The organism is Natrinema salinisoli, assembly GCF_020405205.1.
In the GTDB taxonomy this organism is placed as follows: Archaea; Halobacteriota; Halobacteria; order Halobacteriales; family Natrialbaceae; genus Natrinema; species Natrinema salinisoli.
The window spans coordinates 1,597,442-1,613,364 of record NZ_CP084469.1 but is presented as its reverse complement, the minus strand read 5'-3'; the positions used below and the strand labels follow the sequence as shown (position 1 = coordinate 1,613,364).

Here is a 15,923-nt window from a genome sequence, read left to right as displayed (position 1 = left end):
CGAGTATGAACACGGACCGCGTCGCCACGATCGCCGCACTCGCCGTTCTCTGCACTGTCCTCGCCGCGCTCACCGTCATCGCCGCCCACCCGGACTTTCGGACCGCCACGGGCGATTCGATGGAACCAACGATGAACGCACCCATCGTCGCTCACTGCACCGACGTCCACCCTGACGATATCGCAGTCGATGACATCGTCTCCGTGAATATCGATGGGGAAGACATCATGCATCGAGTGAAAACGCTGAACGGTGACCGGCTACAAACAGCTGGCGACGGGCGGGAATCGAGCGATAAGTGGTCGCACGTCGATGATGTTAACTGCCGCGTCGATGCGTGGTGGTCACTCGACCCAACCGAGTACATCGACTGACGACAGGATGGTCGCGTACTGTGAGCACGACCGTACCGCTTCACAGTACACGGCCGGCTGAAACCCTTAGAAACACGGCGTAGAAGCCTTGTACGCCGCCCGCGACTACAACGACAAACTACAAATTTTTCCGAGTTCGAAAGGGTGCTCGAAGGGTTACGCGTACACGTTCCCGGTCGGCCGACGGAATCGGCCGACCCACTCAGTCACTGTGAACGCGTCCACGTCACCCGGCACCGCGCCAGCGTCGCCGGTCACGGTGAACGCATCGAGACCCGCCTGCCCCGCATCCTGCGCGGCGGTATCGTGCTTCGGCGACGGATTCCTCTTGTACGCCCCGATGACCCGCGGGTCTTCCTGCACTGCGACCGCTCGCACATCCGCGGTCGCATCAGACCCGTCCAACGCCGCCTGCCGGCGTTCACCGCCCGAGTCGGGCGGTGACCCGGACCCGTCAGTCAACGTCCGTGACTCGCCCGTGACGGCCGTCTCAACCGGGAGCCGCGACTGACCCGCGCCGCCGTTCGCACCGACTTCGATGCCCCACATATCATCGAGGTACTCCGCGAGTCGCTCGGTCGTCTCGTACACACCGTCATCGACCTTCCGTAACAACGGCTTCACGGCGTACGCATCCTTCTTCGACACCTTAGCATCGTCACCGTCACCGTAATCATCGACGACGTCACCCCACCGCCACCTGACGCCCGGCGCGGGGAGCCGGTGCAGTGTCGAACGGTTGTGCCGGATTTTCGCCATTCGGTCGAACGTCACTCCTGGCATTTAGACCACCCTCAACAGGTTTTTCGACGGTTCGTACACGTCGCCCGTGTGCCGGAGTTTCTCCAACTTGTGCTCGACTTCACCGCGGTCGAGACCGGCGTCGTGCATTGCGAGCTCGATGACTTTATCGACCGGCGCACCGTCATCGTGCGCGTCTTCCACGTTGCTGACGATGTCCTTCACCGTCACCCTGTCATCGGCTTCGTCGCCGTCACCGTCACGGTACGCGGGTTCCTCAACCGTTCCTGAGTCTTCACTGTCGTCTGCGTATCCGGGCGAGTCACCAGTCTCCGGGTCTTCCACTGCGGCGTCCTGCTCGTCATCCCGCTCCTCGATGCGGAACACGTCAGTCATCCCGTCGATGAGTTGCATCTTCAGGTCCGCTTCGTCCTTCGCTACGATGACGTCACGGAGCACGTACACCTCGCCTTCATCGAGCGAGATCCCAGACTGCACCTCGTACCGGAGCGAGTGACTGTCATCCATCAGGACACCCTGGTCGTGCAGCCACGGTGCCGGTTCATCTTCCACTGACGCGACCGTGACTTTCACCGCGTCGTACCGACCGGGGTCAGTGATTTCACCGAGTTCCACGCCTTCGAACTCGTCGTCCTCGACGTCGTCCTGGTCCGTGTACTCGCCCCAGTACGCCGAATCAGGGACACAGTGCTCCAGCGCGGCGTCGGTGAACCCGATGCCTTCGTAAACCGTGTGCTTCTCCTTATCTTCAGCGAAGGTCCGCGTGCGGTCCTTGGTGACTGGGATGTCCGTCATTTCCTGCATGACGTTCCAGATTTGCTGCATCTTCTTCCCGTCGTGCCCAGCCATATCCATGTACGCACCGAGCGTCCTTTCAAGGTCACCGGACTCGATGACACCGTCACTGCACGGCTGCACGCACTCGCGTACCGAGTCGCGGATGGGGTCGGCGAACGACTCGTACTTCTCCAAGCGCTCGTTCTCGGTGAGCTCGCTCGTGAAATCACCCTCACGGAGTATTCGCACGAGCCCTTCCACGGCACGCATCAACGCGGCTTTGAGTCGCGCGTCCGCCTGCAACTCGTCCTGCACCTTGCCTTTCGGTCGTGACTGGAGTTCGAGCGGATTGTCGGGGTCCGGGTCGCTCTTGTAGATGCACGGGAACTCGACCGGGTACACCCGGCGACCAACCGCGCGGTTCGACTGCGGGAACGCCGGCGGGGAATCTGACGCGAACATCATCGTCGCGTCGTTAAGCGCGTCGAATGCCGCGGTTCCCTTCCCCTCGACACTCACTTCCTCACCAGCACTGAACGTCTTGAGCGTCCCGATACTCGGCATTTTCGTGCCTTCTAACTCGGTGTTGATGTTCGCGCGCTTATCGACAACTCGCCGACCGGCGAACCGCTCGGTTTGAATCGATTGCATCGTCTCAACCGCGACGTTCGAACCGCCGAGCATCGCTTTAATCACTTCGAGCGTCTGTGACTTACCCGACCCGCCGCGCCCGTTGAACACGGTGAACCCGTCCGCTGGGTACCTTGGGTGCGCCGAGTGCCCGGCGAACTCCCAGATTAACCGTCGTTCTTCGTCGGTGCGAGTAATGGTTTCGAGCCATTCATCGAGTCCGTCCAGGTCCGCGTTCTCGGGATCCCAGTCAGTTTCAACTCTGTACAGGAACCGGTGTTCCGAGTCCATGTCCTGCACGGTGACGGTGTCCCAGTCGATTGTCATCGTCGCCGGGTCGTACTCGATGTCGTCTACGTTGATGACACCATTCCCGACCGGGATGAACGTTTCATCGAGGTGCCGGGCGTTCGTTTCCTCCTGCTCGACGTAATTCACGGTCGCCAACTGCGCGACGATGTGACCGACTTCCGTGTCCGATGCGATTGCACCGAGCTCGGTCCGCATCTGCGTTTCAACGTGCGTGTACCCGTCTTCTTGCCACCCGTCGCCGGTGAGATGCCACAAGTCGTACTTCCCGGGTTCCGACCGTTCAACGATACTCATCCACTCGCATTCACTTTCGAGCACGGCGACGACTCGGTCACGAGCGTCGTTCCGAGTGACCGGTGACGCTTGTACGCGAGCGTTCGCGTACGCGTCGCGGACGTCGCCCCACGTTATCTCATCGTCATCGACAGCACCACCGTCGTCGTCATCGTCGGTCGTGCCGATATCTAAGTCACTCCAGTCTTCCGCATCGTCTGTTTCGTCCGGGGTGACTGGTGGTTCCGCGGTGACGACACTGCCGTCAGCTTCGACTCCCATCACGTCGGTCACGTGCCCGTAATCACTGAGACTACCCTGCAGGTCGTCGTACGCTCCGTGAAGGTTCTGCGGGCGGTCAGCGATGATTATGTACACGGACCCTATCTTCGCATCCTGTGACCCGTGCGGCATTGCCTCGATGACATCGAGAACGTCACCGGTATCCACGCCGTTCTCGACCGCAACGACGACGTCCGTGAACCGCGAGTGCGTGTGCTTCGCCGCGCGAAGCGTCACGCCGTCCACGTCCGGCACGTCACCGTAGTCGTGGTCGCTCGGGTCCGATGCGAGTCCGGCTTCCCGAATACGCTCATCGATGTACTCGTTCGCAACTTCGACGATGTCCACGTCCACTGACGCGGAACTCGCGCCCGTGTCAACGTCGTCGTCGGGGTCGTGGTTCGGGTGTGATTTCCCGAAGTGAACCTTCGCCGCGTGCTCGCTTCCGGACCGAGCGTCACACTCGATGCACGCGTACTTCCCTGATTCAGGGTCTGCGAGCGCTTCAAGACCGACCGGGTGGGCGACGACCGTCCCGTCACTGTTCACCACCGGGTCTAACTCGTTCACGTCACCGGCGTCCATGTCAACACCCAGGTCAACGTCGTCGTTGGAGTCGATGCTGTCCGCGGTCGTCACACCGTCCAGCGCGTCGTCCGCGTTCATGTCCGGTAACTGCTCCTCGTCATCGCCACGATCGTGCCGCTCGTCTCGTGGCATTAGTGCCACCTCCCAGTCGCGTGGTTGTACCGCTCTACCTCTTCGTCATCATCACGCGTTCCAAGGTCCGGCTCACTGTCCCAGTACTCGTCCTTGCACTCGTCCGAGCACCACAACCCGTCGTCAACGGGGTCACCGCACTCGGAACAGAAACGCTGACCGTTGTCGGTGTACCGACCAACTCGCTGACCGCCGTCCGCCACGAGTCGAGGTTCCTCATCGTCAGTACCGATACCGAGCGCCGCTTTACCGCGGTCTGACCGTGCGTACGCTGGTTTATCGCTGCACAGCGGGACCGTCACGTCAATCCCGCCGGTCCGGGATTCGATGTACAGGTGCAGCAACCGGTTGTTCGCGCTCGTAATGTGGTGCTGCGCTTCGATTTGGTTACCGTTCAATACTACAGACACTGGCTTCGCGTTGAAGCCAGCGGTTTTATCAGCCGTCGTACCGTTAGATTCTCGTGTCATTGGAGTGACTCCCCCGGTGACACGCAAGGGCGGCGCGTTGTGGCGCGCCGCAACCGATTTTCATTTGGTCTAGCATCCAGGGATTGAGCGGATGCGGTTGTTAGCGGGCGGTTGCTACCGAGTTACATTATCATATCGACGGTAGACGTATAAAGGCTGGTAGGCAGGGGGTCCAGGATGTCACTACACGATTGGCACTCCAACCACCGAGTGAACCGCCTAAACCCAGAGTAGAAGTCTCTTAACGCTCGTTTAGGTTCCGATGTGCGTCTGCGTGTTTCGTGCACGAAACATAACCCGGAGAGCACCACTCGCCTACCTTTAAGTCAAGGACAATCGAGGCCACTTCAACATACCGGAGAATCGCGCGTGAACAACCGCAACGAGACTACAAATTTTTAGAAGGGGCGCGCGCCGTGCAGCGATTCCCGAAAAACCATTGCATCGACGACACCAACGACGCGCGCTCACCCGCACACCAACAGGACTCGGCTCCCTCCGGTCGCCTCACACAGGCAACCGCTCCGCAACAGGGTCGATACTCATTGACCGGTGAGCGCATCCTGTCACGGATTGCATCGATAGTCTGTTCCGGACAGGGGTGGACACCCCGGACACACCCTGTCTCAAACCCTTGTCCGGGCTTACAGCACGGTACAAGTCTTCTACGTGCAGAATTCAGGGGGTGGACAAGCGGACAAGGGTTATCGGCCAATTCAGTAAGAAACGGTGAACACTTCTCTGCAGTAGTATACATCGGCGCAATAAAGTGTATACTGGTGTTGAGAGTGTAGAGTAAGGGGGTAATGGGGCCAAACCCTTGTCCGGCCTGTCCGCCCCTTGATATCACACGCATCAAGCCTTCTCGCACCTGCTCAGGCCGGACAGGGGTTTAGCGGGGGGTGTGTCCGGGGTGACCGGAGCGGTTCGCGGTGCCTGTGCCGGTCGCGGTGACCGGGAGTCATCGACTCTCGCCTCGCCGTTAGTCGAGTCGGTAGAGTTCGGGGCGGTCGAGCGCGTTCCCGACGGTTTTGCGCGCGCATCCGAGTCGGTTCGATGCTTCGGTTTGCGATAGTTCATCGTCTCGTACGCGTTGCAACACTCTACACACGTCGTCGTAGTTGTCGGCGGGTGCGAGTCGCGCGCCGTCCGACGTGCAACCCAAGGGTGGTCTCCCGCCGTTCCACGAGATCCCGGCGAGCAACGCGTCGGCATGGTCGGCTGTGCCGGCCAGCACCTCCAGCGCTCGTCGCGTTGATGGGGGAAGGTCGTCGCGGTCGCGGGTGACTGGGTGAACGGTGAGTGCGTGCGTGGCGTCGTGCACGCGTACGCGGTCTTGCGTGACTATCCGGGCGACGGCGTCGATGTTGATGCCTGCGAGGGAATCGACGATGAGGTTCGCTGCGGCCGCGCTCGATGCTTTGTTGATTGCGGCGGCGGCGGGGTCGTCCGGGCCTTGCCGGTCGCGGGCGGTCTCGTCGCCGGGAACGATGAATAGGTACTCGTCGTCGCGGTTCGCTGTGGCGGTCGTGGCGTTCGACTCGGTCCACTCGTACAGGTCGGTGATGGTGTCTGGGTGGATGCCGGCGTTATGTTCGCGTGCCCAGCTGCGGATTGTGTCGATGCTGCGTTCGCGTTCCCCGGGCGTGGTGCCTCGTGCGAGGAGGATTGTGCTTGTCATTGTTACACTCGTACGTCGGGGTGCCGCTCGGAAATACCGGGTTGGGTAATTACGCGACGGGTTTCTCACGTGGGTGTTTACTGGGTGTGTAGATACCCGGGTGCGTGCCGCGGTAGCTGCGACGTCGATAAAGTTTTTCGCGTCGTCTCGTCGCTTCGTTTGGGGTAAGTCACTGGGTAAATACACGTCGTTTCATCCGAAGAGGGTGTTTGGTGTGTAAGGCGTTTCGTGGGGATTTACCCGGAGCCATTGTGGGGCTCTCATGCGCCGTGCTGGGCTTCGTGTCGGGGTGGTCGTGTGGGTCGTGTTGGGTGTGAGGGTTGGCTCACGCGCCGCTCGCGGCTCGTGTTGGTGCGTGCACGGGAAGGGTCGGTTTTGCAACGAGACTACAAATTTTTAGAGAAGGGTGACGGGGGGTGTCCGGAACTCTCGATACTCTCGCATCGGGTCTACGGTCCACCCGTCGCACCAGTCACTGACTACATGTTGTCTAGCGCGTCGCGGCGGTCCTCGGCAGGTACCTGGTCGTACTTCATCGTCGTTTTCGCCGACTTGTGACGGAGCTGGTCCTTCGCCGCTTTGAGATCTCGCTCTGCGGTCATGTACGTCCCTAAGCTGTGACGGATTGCGTACCACGTCATTGACCTGCCGCCGGTGTCGATGCCTGCGTCGTCGCACAGTCGCCGCAGTAACCGTGCGAGTGACCGTGACCCGTACGGCGTCGCTTCCCTCGTCAACCACAGTTCGTCACGATCGCCGTATTTGTCGATGGTCTCGCGCTCAGTTAACCAGTGTTCGAGCGCGGTCGCGGTCCTGGATGTCAGTGAGACTCGCCAGTTCTCCGTGTTCTTGCTGGACTCTTCTTTCGGGATTTGCATCAGCATGTTCTGCACATCGACCCACGCCGGGCGGGCTCGCGCGACTTCGACCGGGCGGAGACCGGTATCGAGTGACGTGAGCACAAGAGATGCGACGCGCCACCCGTCACCGGTGTCTAACGCTGTCTCGCGCACCAGGCGTCGCTCACGGCGGGTTAGGTAGTCCCTCGGGGCATCGTTCCCTCCGGACCGGAATCGTTGCTCTCGGTCCCATGGGGGCGTGTGAGACGTCGTCTCTGCCCAGCGGTAGTACCGCATCAAGGCTTCCTCCGTTTTGCCTTTCGTTGCGTTCGTGACGTCACGGTATGCGACGACGTCGTCTATGTACTCGGTCGCGCGGTCAGGTGTTGGCGGGACCGTGTATCGGTCCTCTTCACCCCATACCCACCGGTCGAACCGCGCGGTCTTGTACGTCGTCTCGTAAGTTGTGTAATCGCTGTAGCCTTCGCGCTTCTCCGGAGTCTTCCCCTTCTCCCGAAGCCACTCGATGAATCCCCATCGGTGCTCGCGGTAATCGACGAGTTGCTTTTCGTTCAACTGTTCTTCGTTCGGTTCAGGTACGATTTTGATGCTGCGACCGCTCTCGATTTGAATGTCGCAGCGTTCGTTTTGTCTCGCGGTCATGGTTGCTGGCGCAAGCAGAACCGCGAGACTGCGTAAGGGTTGGAGTGCGCGGGACCGGATTTGAACCGGCGGACTCCTACGAGACAGCGTCCTAAGCGCTGCGCCGTTGGCCTAGCTTGGCTACCCGCGCTCATACTCGAGTTTTCACGAATCGAGTAAGTACCTGTCGGTCCGGGCGAGCGTCGTCCCCGGGTCGAATTCCCGCCGGACCGCCACCGAGAGGTTCGACCCGGTAGCCGACGTCCCAGTGGGAACTAACAGCGCTTTACCGGCTCCTCCGGTGACCAGTCCGGCGGGACGATGAACGTCACGTGCTCCGGATCGCGAAGTTGGTGGAGCTCTGCGGCCTGTTCGGCCAGTGACCGCTCTCGGTACGGCATCTCGAGCCCGCAGCCGGTACAGACGAGTTTGCACGTTGGTTCTTTCATAGCGAGGGTCGGACCGCCCCACCGACGGCTGTCTCCGTGCTTCGGTCGGCGACCAGTTTAGTAGTTGTCACCTAGTGAAGACGAGGGAGAACGGCCGATTTTCCGACGTATTCGTATCTGTACGTTGCGTTCCGTAGTATCGTATTGGTGATCGGATCGGGCACAGTCCCGCCGGCACCGCACGGCGTCCGGACCGTACGTTTATGTCGACCGGTCCGATATCCGCACGTATGCACAGCGCCCGGGATCGAGTCGAGTACGAACCGTGGCTCGAGACCCTCGAGAGCGTGGCCGATCGGCTGGAACTCTGCGCCGAGGCGCGGTCGTGTGCGATGGACCTCTTTCTCGCAGACGTTCCCGATTCCGATCGATCGAAACAGGCGGTTCTGGCGGCGAGCATCTACGCCGGCTCGCTCGTCGCCGGTGACGGCCGCACGCAGGGCGCGGTCGCCGACGCCGCGGACGTCTCTCGGCTCTCGATCCAGTCCCGGTGGAAGGAGTTACTTGAGGCGGCGGGGCTCGAGCCGCCGCGCTGGTAACAGTGTCGTACATCGACCGTTCACGGGGCCAGTGGCGGATTGCGCCCCGATAAGAGACGGACACGAGACCGAACTCGAGGGCCTGTTCGACAGCCGATTCGCGGGCAGCACCCGTCGTCGGATTCATCGAAGGATCCTCTGCCGTTCGTGTCGACCCCGCTCGGGCGATCGAGGCGTCGGACTCCGCCGGTATCACTCGCCGTCCAGAACGGTTCCGTGCTCGTCGATCTCGCCCATGACGATCCGCGTACTCGAGATTATCTCGCCGTCGTCCGCGCGGACGTGGGGCACGACCACGACCTCGAGCGGATCGTGACCGTTCTCGCCACGGATCTCGTTGATTCGCTCGCCGCCGTCGCGCGTTTCGGGGGAGACGACGAGATAGTCGTACTGCGGTTCTGTCGCGATCCCCGTCGGTGATTCGAGCATCCGAACCTCGAACTCGCGGTCGTAGTCGGCCGCGATCGATTCCAGCTCGGACTCGAGTGCTGCCTTCCGTTCGGCGTACGACCGAACCCGTCGGTCGACGTCTCGCGTTTTCGGCGCGAGTTCGTCGCTGGTCAAGCCGACCGTCACGTCTCCGAGTTCGAACGCCCGTTCGAACAGCCGTCGGTGACCGTCGTGAACGGGGTCGAAGGTCCCACCAAGCGCGACGTCCATACCGCAGTTCAGTTGCGCGGTGCGTATAAAACGGTCGAATCAACATATTTTTTCACGGTGGTTCAGGGCATCCGTTGCGGACGACTGTTCGACAGTCGACGAAACTCCCCTTCGCATTGTTTTTAGTAGTCCCCTGCAGTGTCCCCGATATGGGATTAGACGAGGACGCACTGGAGTATCACCGAACCGATCCACCGGGGAAAATAGAGATATCGACCACGAAACCGACGAATACGCAGCGTGACCTCTCGCTCGCGTACTCGCCGGGCGTCGCCGCGCCGTGTCTCGAGATCGACGAGAACGAAACCGAGGCCTACAGCTACACGGCGAAGGGGAACCTCGTCGGCGTCGTCTCGAACGGCTCGGCCGTGCTCGGCCTCGGCGACATCGGCGCGCAGGCGTCGAAACCCGTCATGGAGGGGAAAGGCGTTCTGTTCAAGCGCTTCGCCGACATCGACGTCTTCGACATCGAGCTCGACGAGGAGGACCCCGACAAGCTCGTCGAGGCGGTCAAGATGATGGAGCCGACCTTCGGCGGGGTCAACCTCGAGGACATCAAAGCCCCCGAGTGTTTCACCGTCGAGGAACGGCTCCGAGAGGAGATCGACATTCCGGTCTTCCACGACGACCAGCACGGGACCGCCATCATCTCCGGTGCCGCGCTCATCAACGCCGCAAACGTCGCGGGGAAATCGCTCGAGGAACTCGAGATCGCGTTCTCGGGAGCGGGCGCGAGCGCCATCGCGACGGCGCGGTTCTACGTCTCGCTGGGCTGCAAGAAGGAGAACATCACGATGTGTGACTCCTCGGGAATCATCACCGAGGAACGCGCCGAGGCCGAAGACGTCAACGAGTACAAACAGCAGTTCGCACGCGACGTCCCCGAGGGCGGGCTCGCGGACGCGATGGAGGGCGCCGACGTCTTCGTCGGGCTCTCGATCGGCGGGATCGTCTCCCAGGAGATGATTCAGTCCATGGCCGAGGATCCGATCGTCTTCGCGATGGCCAACCCCGATCCGGAGATCGGCTACGAGGAGGCCAAGGAAGCGCGTGACGATACCGTCATCATGGCGACCGGTCGCTCGGACTACCCCAATCAGGTCAACAACGTCCTCGGGTTCCCCTTCATCTTCCGCGGCGCGCTCGACGTGCGCGCCACCGAGATCAACGAGGACATGAAGGTCGCCTGCGCCGAGGCGCTGGCCGAACTCGCCCGTCAGGACGTCCCAGACGCGGTCGTCAAGGCGTACGGCGACGAGCCGATTCAGTACGGCCCCGACTACATCATTCCGAAGCCCGTCGACCCGCGCGTGCTCTTCCGCGTCGCGCCGGCGATCGCCGAGGCCGCGATGGAGTCCGGTGCCGCTCGCACCGAGATCGACCTCGAAGCGTACGAGGAGGAACTCGAGGCCCGGCTGGGCAAGTCCCGCGAGATGATGCGCGTCGTCCTCAACAAGGCCAAAAGCGACCCCAAGACAGTCGCGCTGGCGGAGGGCGAGAACGAGAAGATGATCCGGGCCGCCTATCAGATTCAGGAGCAGGGGATCGCCCTGCCGATCCTGATCGGCGACGAGGACGAGATCAGGGGGACGGCGGCGAACCTCGGACTCGACTTCGATCCGACCGTCGCCGATCCCTCCGTCGGCGACTACGAGGAGTACGCCGAGCGACTCCACGAGCTCCGCGCCCGCAAGGGGATCACGCGCAGCGAGGCCAGCGAGCTCGTCGAGCGCGACTCGAACTACTTCGGCAGCGTGATGGTCGAACAGGGCGACGCCGACGCCTTGCTGACCGGGCTCTCTCACCACTATCCGTCCGCACTCCGACCACCGCTGCAGGTGATCGGTACCGACGACGACGTCGACTACGCCGCGGGCGTCTACATGCTGACGTTCAAGAACCGCGTGATCTTCGTGGCCGACGCGACGGTCAACCAGGCCCCCGACGAGGAGGTCCTCGCCGAGGTCACCAGACAGACGGGCAAGCTCGCACGCCGGTTCAACATCGAACCGCGCGCCGCCTTGCTTTCCTACTCGAACTTCGGCAGCGTCGACAACGAGGGAACGCGGAAACCGCGCAAGGCGGCCTCGATGCTCCAGGACGATCCCGAAGTCGACTTCCCCGTCGACGGCGAGATGCAGGCCGACACCGCCGTCGTCGAAGACATCCTGCAGGGAACGTACGGCTTCTCCGACCTCGAGGAACCCGCCAACGTGCTGGTCTTCCCGAACCTCGAGTCGGGCAACATCGGCTACAAGCTGCTCCAGCGACTGGGCGGCGCGGACGCCATCGGCCCGATGCTGGTCGGGATGGACGAGCCGGTCCACGTCCTCCAGCGGGGCGACGAGGTCAAGGACATCGTGAACCTGGCTGGCGTGGCGGTCGTCGACGCGCAGCAGGAGTGAACGCGTGACCGAGCGAACCGCCGATCCTCGGGCCGTCGAGTTCGATCGCGACGCCGAGACAGCCGGCGGTACTCGAGTCACCAGACGACAGCTGCTCTGTACCGCGGGGGCCGCGGGAACGATCGGGCTGGCCGGCTGTGCCGGGCGACAGTACCGGTCACCACCGGACTGTTCGCCCGTCGCGGCCGCCGCGGAATCCGCAGGGGAGTACACGCCGCTCCCGGCGGACGACGGAATCTCCATGTTTCGTCGCGGACTGCGCCGGTACGGCTACTACCCCGAGGAGACCGTTCCCGCCGCCGTTCGCGTCGACTGGTCGGTCCCGACCAACGAGATCGGCCATACTGCCGCCAAGTCGACGCCCCGACCGACGCCGGACGGCGAGACGATCCTGGTCGCGAGCGACACCGGGCGGATAGACGCGTATACGCCGACCGGCGAGCAGCGCTGGGGTATCGAGACGGGAGCCTCGCGGAGCCTCGGCTTTCACGGAACGCCGGCGATCGTCGACGAAACCGCCTACATCGGCGGCTACGACGGCGATTGCTACGCGATCGACGTCGACACCGGTGACGTCCGCTGGCGAACGGGAGCCCGCGAGTTCGGCGGCGCGATCGCGATCGGCTCGAGCCCCGCCTACGTCGACGGCAACCTGTACCTCCTCGCGGAGTACAAGAACCCGGACAGCGGTGCGCTCTGGGAGCTCGACGCCGAAACGGGGACGCCGACCTGGAGCGACGACCGCCTCTGGGGGATGCCCCATCCCTCGCCCGCGATCGACTGCGAGACCGGGCGGCTCGTCACCGGTTCGAACGACGGCGTGGTCTACTGCTGGGAGTTCCCCTCCCTCGAGTTCGCGTGGTCGTTCCAGGCCGGCGGCGAGGGCGGACCCGACGGCAAGTCGAAGGCGGATGGCCGATTCAATCTCGGTGCGCAGATCAAGGGCACGATCCCGACCTACGACGGGGCGGCGTTCGTCGGCTCCTGGGACGGCCGATTCTACCGGCTCGACCTCGCGGACGGCACCGAGGAGTGGTCGTTCGAGACCGGTCGGGTCATCATGTCGAACCCGGCGATCGATCCCGAGGAGGGAGTCGTCTACGTGGGGAGCGACGACCACTTCGTCTACGCACTCGACGCCGAAACGGGCGACGAACTGTGGTCGACGAACGTCAACGGTCGCGTCATCGGCTCGATCACGGCGACCGCCGAATCGATCCTCGTCGGCTCCTACGACGGGCACCTGTACGCCCTCGACAGGGCGACCGGCGAGCGACGCTGGCGGGTCCAAAACCGCGGGCACGTGACCAGCGGCGCGATCCCGCGAGGCGACCGGATCTACTACGCCGAACGAGGCGTCTTCTCGAACTACTACGACGACGAGGAAGAGACGGTGCTCGAGGAAACCGGTCACGCCTACTGTCTGGTGCCTGACGACTGACCGACCGGTATCGCGACTCGAGCGGGCCTCTCGCTCACCGACGTCGCGACCGGTCGGCTCTCGAACGGGGCGCGTCTCGTTGCATATAAATATGCGCCGGGACTGGTTGCGTGTATGCAAGATCAGGGACGCTCTACGCGCAAGCGAACCGGTGGCCGACTGAAGAACGTTCGAAACCGCCGCAAGGACGAACTCGGTCGATCGCCGACGGAGACGGAGGTCGGCGAACCGCGATTCCGGACCATCGACGTCCGCGGAAACGGCACGAAGACGCGAGCGCTGGCGACGGACGTCGCGAGCGTCAACAAGGGCGACGAAACGGTGTCCGCGGAGATCGAAGACGTCGTCGAGAACGACGCCAACCCGAACTACATTCGCCGGAACATCATCACGAAGGGTGCCGTCATCGACACGAGCGAGGGCCAGGCCCGCGTCACCTCCCGACCCGGCCAGACCGGTCAGGTCAACGCCGTTCTCATCGACTAACGCGACATCCGTTTCAGTTCGTCGCGGCCCGTGCAGCGCCATTCAGGAGCGCGTAGTATCCCTCATCGTGGTTGGCACCGCACCAGTTCCACGACTACACGTCGCCGATATCGGGGTTCCAGACCGGCGTGATCGGCTCTTCTAACCGCTCGAGTTCGCCGTCGCTGAGGTCGACCTCGAGTGCGCCGACGTGGTCCTCGAGGTGCTCGATCGTTCGCGGACCCACGATCGGTGCGTCGACGGTCTCCTTGTGGAGCAACCAGGCGAGTGCCACCTGCGTCGGCGTGGCGTCGTGGGCGTCGGCGATCTCGCGGACTCGCTCGAGGACGGTCCAGTTCTCCTCGGTGAACCGTTTCTCCATGAACTCGTCCGTCGCGGCCCGGCCGGAGTCGCGGTCTCCGTCCCGTTCGTACTTCCCGGTGAGGAAGCCGCCGGCCAGCGGCGACCAGGGGATGACGCCGATCTCCTGATCGGCACAGAGGGGCAACACGTTCGCCTCCTCGTGTCGGTCGACGAGGTTGTACTCGCACTGCATCGAGACGAAGCGCTCGTAGTTGTCGACGTCGGCTTTCGAGAGCGCTTTCATGAACTTCCAGGCCGGCATCGTGCTCGCACCGACGTAGCGGACTTTGCCCGCGTCGACGAGGGCGTCGAGCGCCGAGAGTGTCTCCTCGATCGGGGTGTCGTCGTCCCAGCGGTGGATCTGGTAGAGGTCGATGTAGTCGGTCCCGAGGCGGTCGAGGCTCGCCTCGGCCTGATCGAGGACGTGCTTGCGAGAGAGTCCCCCTCCGTTCGGCCCCTCGTGCATCGGGCCGAAGACCTTCGTCGCGACGACGAGTTCAGATCGGTCGCGGTCGGCGTCGGCGAGGGCGTCGCCGAGGATCTCCTCGCTTTCGCCTCGTGAATAGACGTTCGCCGTGTCGAAGAAGTTGATCCCGAGATCGAGCGCGCGGTCGATCACTTCGCGGGACTGCTCGCGGTCGTGGACCATCCAGGGCTGGCCGGTTCCGAAGTTCATACAGCCGAGACAGAGACGGGAGACCTCGAGTCCCCTCCCACCGAGTCGCGTGTACTCCATGTCGTTGCCTTCCGTCTCGATCCGAATTAAAGCTGCTCCGATGCCTTCGAGTGTTGATACGAAAAAAGGAGCGCGCGGATCCGTCGAATTCCAGTCCCAGGTCAGGGACGCGGTGCCGCCTTCTGTAATGCCGTTTCGGCGATGTTCCCGCCGTAGTCGGCGCTTCTGGACAGCGAGTCGACGATCAGCCCCAGCGACTGCGCCTGCGCGGGCTCGAGGTCGCGGAGCATGTCGTCTATCCGTCTGGTGTGTTCGTCGATCTCGAGGACGGCTTCGATCGCGTCGTGACCGAGCCGGGTCGCCTCCTCGGGGTCCTCGGCGAGCAGGGCGTCCATCGACCCCTCGAAGACCGTCGCGGCCTCGCCGTGGAGCCCGTGGAGGGCGTCGGCGACGTCAGCTGGCAATTCGTCCAGTTTGAGGGCGATGTTACTGATCTTGACGGCGTGGTCGGCGATCCGCTCGAGCTGTCGGGCGCTGGAGTGGTAGTCGAAGCAGTCCTCGCGGGAGACGCCGAGCTCCTCGACCGCGCGAGGCGACCGCAGCGTTGCGCGGAAGATGCGCGAGACGACCAGCCAGAGCCGGTCGACGTCGTCGTCGCGCTCGACCACGTCGTGAGCGATCGCGTCGTCGTTCTCGATCAGCGCGGTGACCGCGTCCTCGAGCATCGATCGGGCGATCAGGCGCATCCGCGTGACCGCGTTGACGATCGACAGCTCCGAGGAGTCCAGCAGGTCCTGAATGACGACGCTGTCGCCCGTCTCCTCGAGCACTTCGACGCCGACGAGTCGCTGGGTGGCGTCCCGGATCGCGCTCCGCTGCTCGGTCGTGATGCGGCCCGCCTCGAGCGAAATGACGTCGAAGCCGCTGACGTACATCGTCATGACCGCCCGCATCAGTTCCTCATCCTCGAGTCCGGAGACGTCCAGGGTCCCTTCCTGACGTCGGCTTTCGCGCTCGGGCGTCAGAAGGAGTTCGTCCCCGTCGGGATAGAATTCGACCGTGGTGCCGCTGCTGACGTCGTTGTCGATCGCCCAGGTCTTCGGCAACGAGACGGTGAACGTGGACCCACCAGTGACCTGCACTTTTCGCGTCTCCATACGAAC

General features: G+C 63.1%; 14 protein-coding genes and 1 tRNA gene. 6 read left to right on the top strand and 9 right to left on the bottom strand.

The genetic code is table 11. The annotated features are described in order from the left end of the window. The first annotated feature begins 5 nt into the window (after positions 1-5). Positions 6-374, top strand: coding sequence for a S24/S26 family peptidase (locus tag LDB05_RS07920; RefSeq protein WP_226007379.1), 369 nt, complete (start codon positions 6-8; stop codon positions 372-374). 156 nt (positions 375-530) lie between these two features. Here LDB05_RS07920 and LDB05_RS07915 read toward each other — a convergent pair whose 3' ends face one another. Beyond that, entirely contained in the window at positions 531-1,157 is a 627-nt protein-coding gene (locus LDB05_RS07915) for a hypothetical protein (RefSeq protein WP_226007378.1), read from the bottom strand. Continuing rightward, a complete protein-coding gene (locus LDB05_RS07910; RefSeq protein WP_226007377.1) occupies positions 1,158-4,130 on the bottom strand; it encodes a DUF5906 domain-containing protein in 2,973 nt (990 codons plus the stop codon). It abuts the gene before it with no gap. 20 nt (positions 4,131-4,150) lie between these two features. Between LDB05_RS07910 and LDB05_RS07905 the strand changes: the two genes are divergently transcribed. Continuing rightward, positions 4,151-4,390 (top strand): hypothetical protein, encoded by a 240-nt coding sequence (locus LDB05_RS07905; protein ID WP_226007376.1) that lies wholly within the window; start codon positions 4,151-4,153, stop codon positions 4,388-4,390. Between the two features lie 1,192 nt (positions 4,391-5,582). On the opposite strand, the gene LDB05_RS07900 is transcribed toward LDB05_RS07905, so the two are convergent. The 4 genes from LDB05_RS07900 to LDB05_RS07885 all read right to left on the bottom strand — a co-directional run bounded on the left by LDB05_RS07900 (position 5,583) and on the right by LDB05_RS07885 (position 8,211). Next, on the bottom strand, positions 5,583-6,281 hold the full coding sequence (locus LDB05_RS07900; RefSeq protein WP_226007375.1) for a hypothetical protein: 699 nt from the start codon (positions 6,279-6,281) through the stop codon (positions 5,583-5,585). A 479-nt stretch (positions 6,282-6,760) separates the two neighbouring features. After that, entirely contained in the window at positions 6,761-7,783 is a 1,023-nt protein-coding gene (locus LDB05_RS07895; RefSeq protein ID WP_226007374.1) for a tyrosine-type recombinase/integrase, read from the bottom strand. 45 nt (positions 7,784-7,828) lie between these two features. Next, a tRNA-Leu gene (locus LDB05_RS07890) sits at positions 7,829-7,913 on the bottom strand. A gap of 124 nt (positions 7,914-8,037) precedes the next feature. Next, positions 8,038-8,211, bottom strand: coding sequence for a hypothetical protein (locus LDB05_RS07885; protein ID WP_226007373.1), 174 nt, complete (start codon positions 8,209-8,211; stop codon positions 8,038-8,040). 230 nt (positions 8,212-8,441) lie between these two features. On the opposite strand from LDB05_RS07885, the gene LDB05_RS07880 reads away from it, so the two are divergent. Then, a complete protein-coding gene (locus LDB05_RS07880; protein ID WP_226007372.1) occupies positions 8,442-8,750 on the top strand; it encodes a transcription initiation factor IIB family protein in 309 nt (102 codons plus the stop codon). Positions 8,751-8,942: 192 nt separating this feature from the next. On the opposite strand, the gene LDB05_RS07875 is transcribed toward LDB05_RS07880, so the two are convergent. Continuing rightward, positions 8,943-9,410, bottom strand: a complete 468-nt coding sequence (locus LDB05_RS07875; RefSeq protein ID WP_226007371.1) for a phosphopantetheine adenylyltransferase — start codon at positions 9,408-9,410, stop codon at positions 8,943-8,945. 149 nt (positions 9,411-9,559) lie between these two features. On the opposite strand from LDB05_RS07875, the gene LDB05_RS07870 reads away from it, so the two are divergent. The 3 genes from LDB05_RS07870 (at position 9,560) to LDB05_RS07860 (ending at position 13,742) form a co-directional block, all read left to right on the top strand. Further along, a complete protein-coding gene (locus LDB05_RS07870) occupies positions 9,560-11,815 on the top strand; it encodes an NADP-dependent malic enzyme (RefSeq protein WP_226007370.1) in 2,256 nt (751 codons plus the stop codon). A gap of 4 nt (positions 11,816-11,819) precedes the next feature. Beyond that, a complete protein-coding gene (locus LDB05_RS07865; RefSeq protein ID WP_226007369.1) occupies positions 11,820-13,256 on the top strand; it encodes an outer membrane protein assembly factor BamB in 1,437 nt (478 codons plus the stop codon). A gap of 114 nt (positions 13,257-13,370) precedes the next feature. Further along, the gene (locus tag LDB05_RS07860) at positions 13,371-13,742 is read left to right on the top strand and encodes a 30S ribosomal protein S8e (RefSeq protein ID WP_226007368.1); all 372 of its coding nucleotides are present in this window, start codon (positions 13,371-13,373) and stop codon (positions 13,740-13,742) included. Positions 13,743-13,836: 94 nt separating this feature from the next. On the opposite strand, the gene LDB05_RS07855 is transcribed toward LDB05_RS07860, so the two are convergent. Further along, positions 13,837-14,820, bottom strand: a complete 984-nt coding sequence (locus LDB05_RS07855) for an aldo/keto reductase (protein WP_226007367.1) — start codon at positions 14,818-14,820, stop codon at positions 13,837-13,839. A gap of 101 nt (positions 14,821-14,921) precedes the next feature. Continuing rightward, positions 14,922-15,917 carry a phosphate uptake regulator PhoU gene (locus tag LDB05_RS07850; protein ID WP_226007366.1) on the bottom strand — a complete coding sequence of 332 codons (996 nt, stop codon included), beginning with the start codon at positions 15,915-15,917 and terminating at the stop codon, positions 14,922-14,924. Between the last annotated feature and the right edge of the window lie 6 nt (positions 15,918-15,923).

Coding starts and splice junctions, on each gene's coding strand:
- LDB05_RS07875 (WP_226007371.1), bottom strand. CDS start 9,410: ATGGACGTCGCGCTTGGTGGGACCTTCGACCCCGTTCACGACGGTCAC.
- LDB05_RS07895 (WP_226007374.1), bottom strand. CDS start 7,783: ATGACCGCGAGACAAAACGAACGCTGCGACATTCAAATCGAGAGCGGT.
- LDB05_RS07850 (WP_226007366.1), bottom strand. CDS start 15,917: ATGGAGACGCGAAAAGTGCAGGTCACTGGTGGGTCCACGTTCACCGTC.
- LDB05_RS07860 (WP_226007368.1), top strand. CDS start 13,371: ATGCAAGATCAGGGACGCTCTACGCGCAAGCGAACCGGTGGCCGACTG.
- LDB05_RS07915 (WP_226007378.1), bottom strand. CDS start 1,157: ATGCCAGGAGTGACGTTCGACCGAATGGCGAAAATCCGGCACAACCGT.
- LDB05_RS07910 (WP_226007377.1), bottom strand. CDS start 4,130: ATGCCACGAGACGAGCGGCACGATCGTGGCGATGACGAGGAGCAGTTA.
- LDB05_RS07880 (WP_226007372.1), top strand. CDS start 8,442: ATGCACAGCGCCCGGGATCGAGTCGAGTACGAACCGTGGCTCGAGACC.
- LDB05_RS07855 (WP_226007367.1), bottom strand. CDS start 14,820: ATGGAGTACACGCGACTCGGTGGGAGGGGACTCGAGGTCTCCCGTCTC.
- LDB05_RS07885 (WP_226007373.1), bottom strand. CDS start 8,211: ATGAAAGAACCAACGTGCAAACTCGTCTGTACCGGCTGCGGGCTCGAG.
- LDB05_RS07920 (WP_226007379.1), top strand. CDS start 6: ATGAACACGGACCGCGTCGCCACGATCGCCGCACTCGCCGTTCTCTGC.
- LDB05_RS07870 (WP_226007370.1), top strand. CDS start 9,560: ATGGGATTAGACGAGGACGCACTGGAGTATCACCGAACCGATCCACCG.
- LDB05_RS07900 (WP_226007375.1), bottom strand. CDS start 6,281: ATGACAAGCACAATCCTCCTCGCACGAGGCACCACGCCCGGGGAACGC.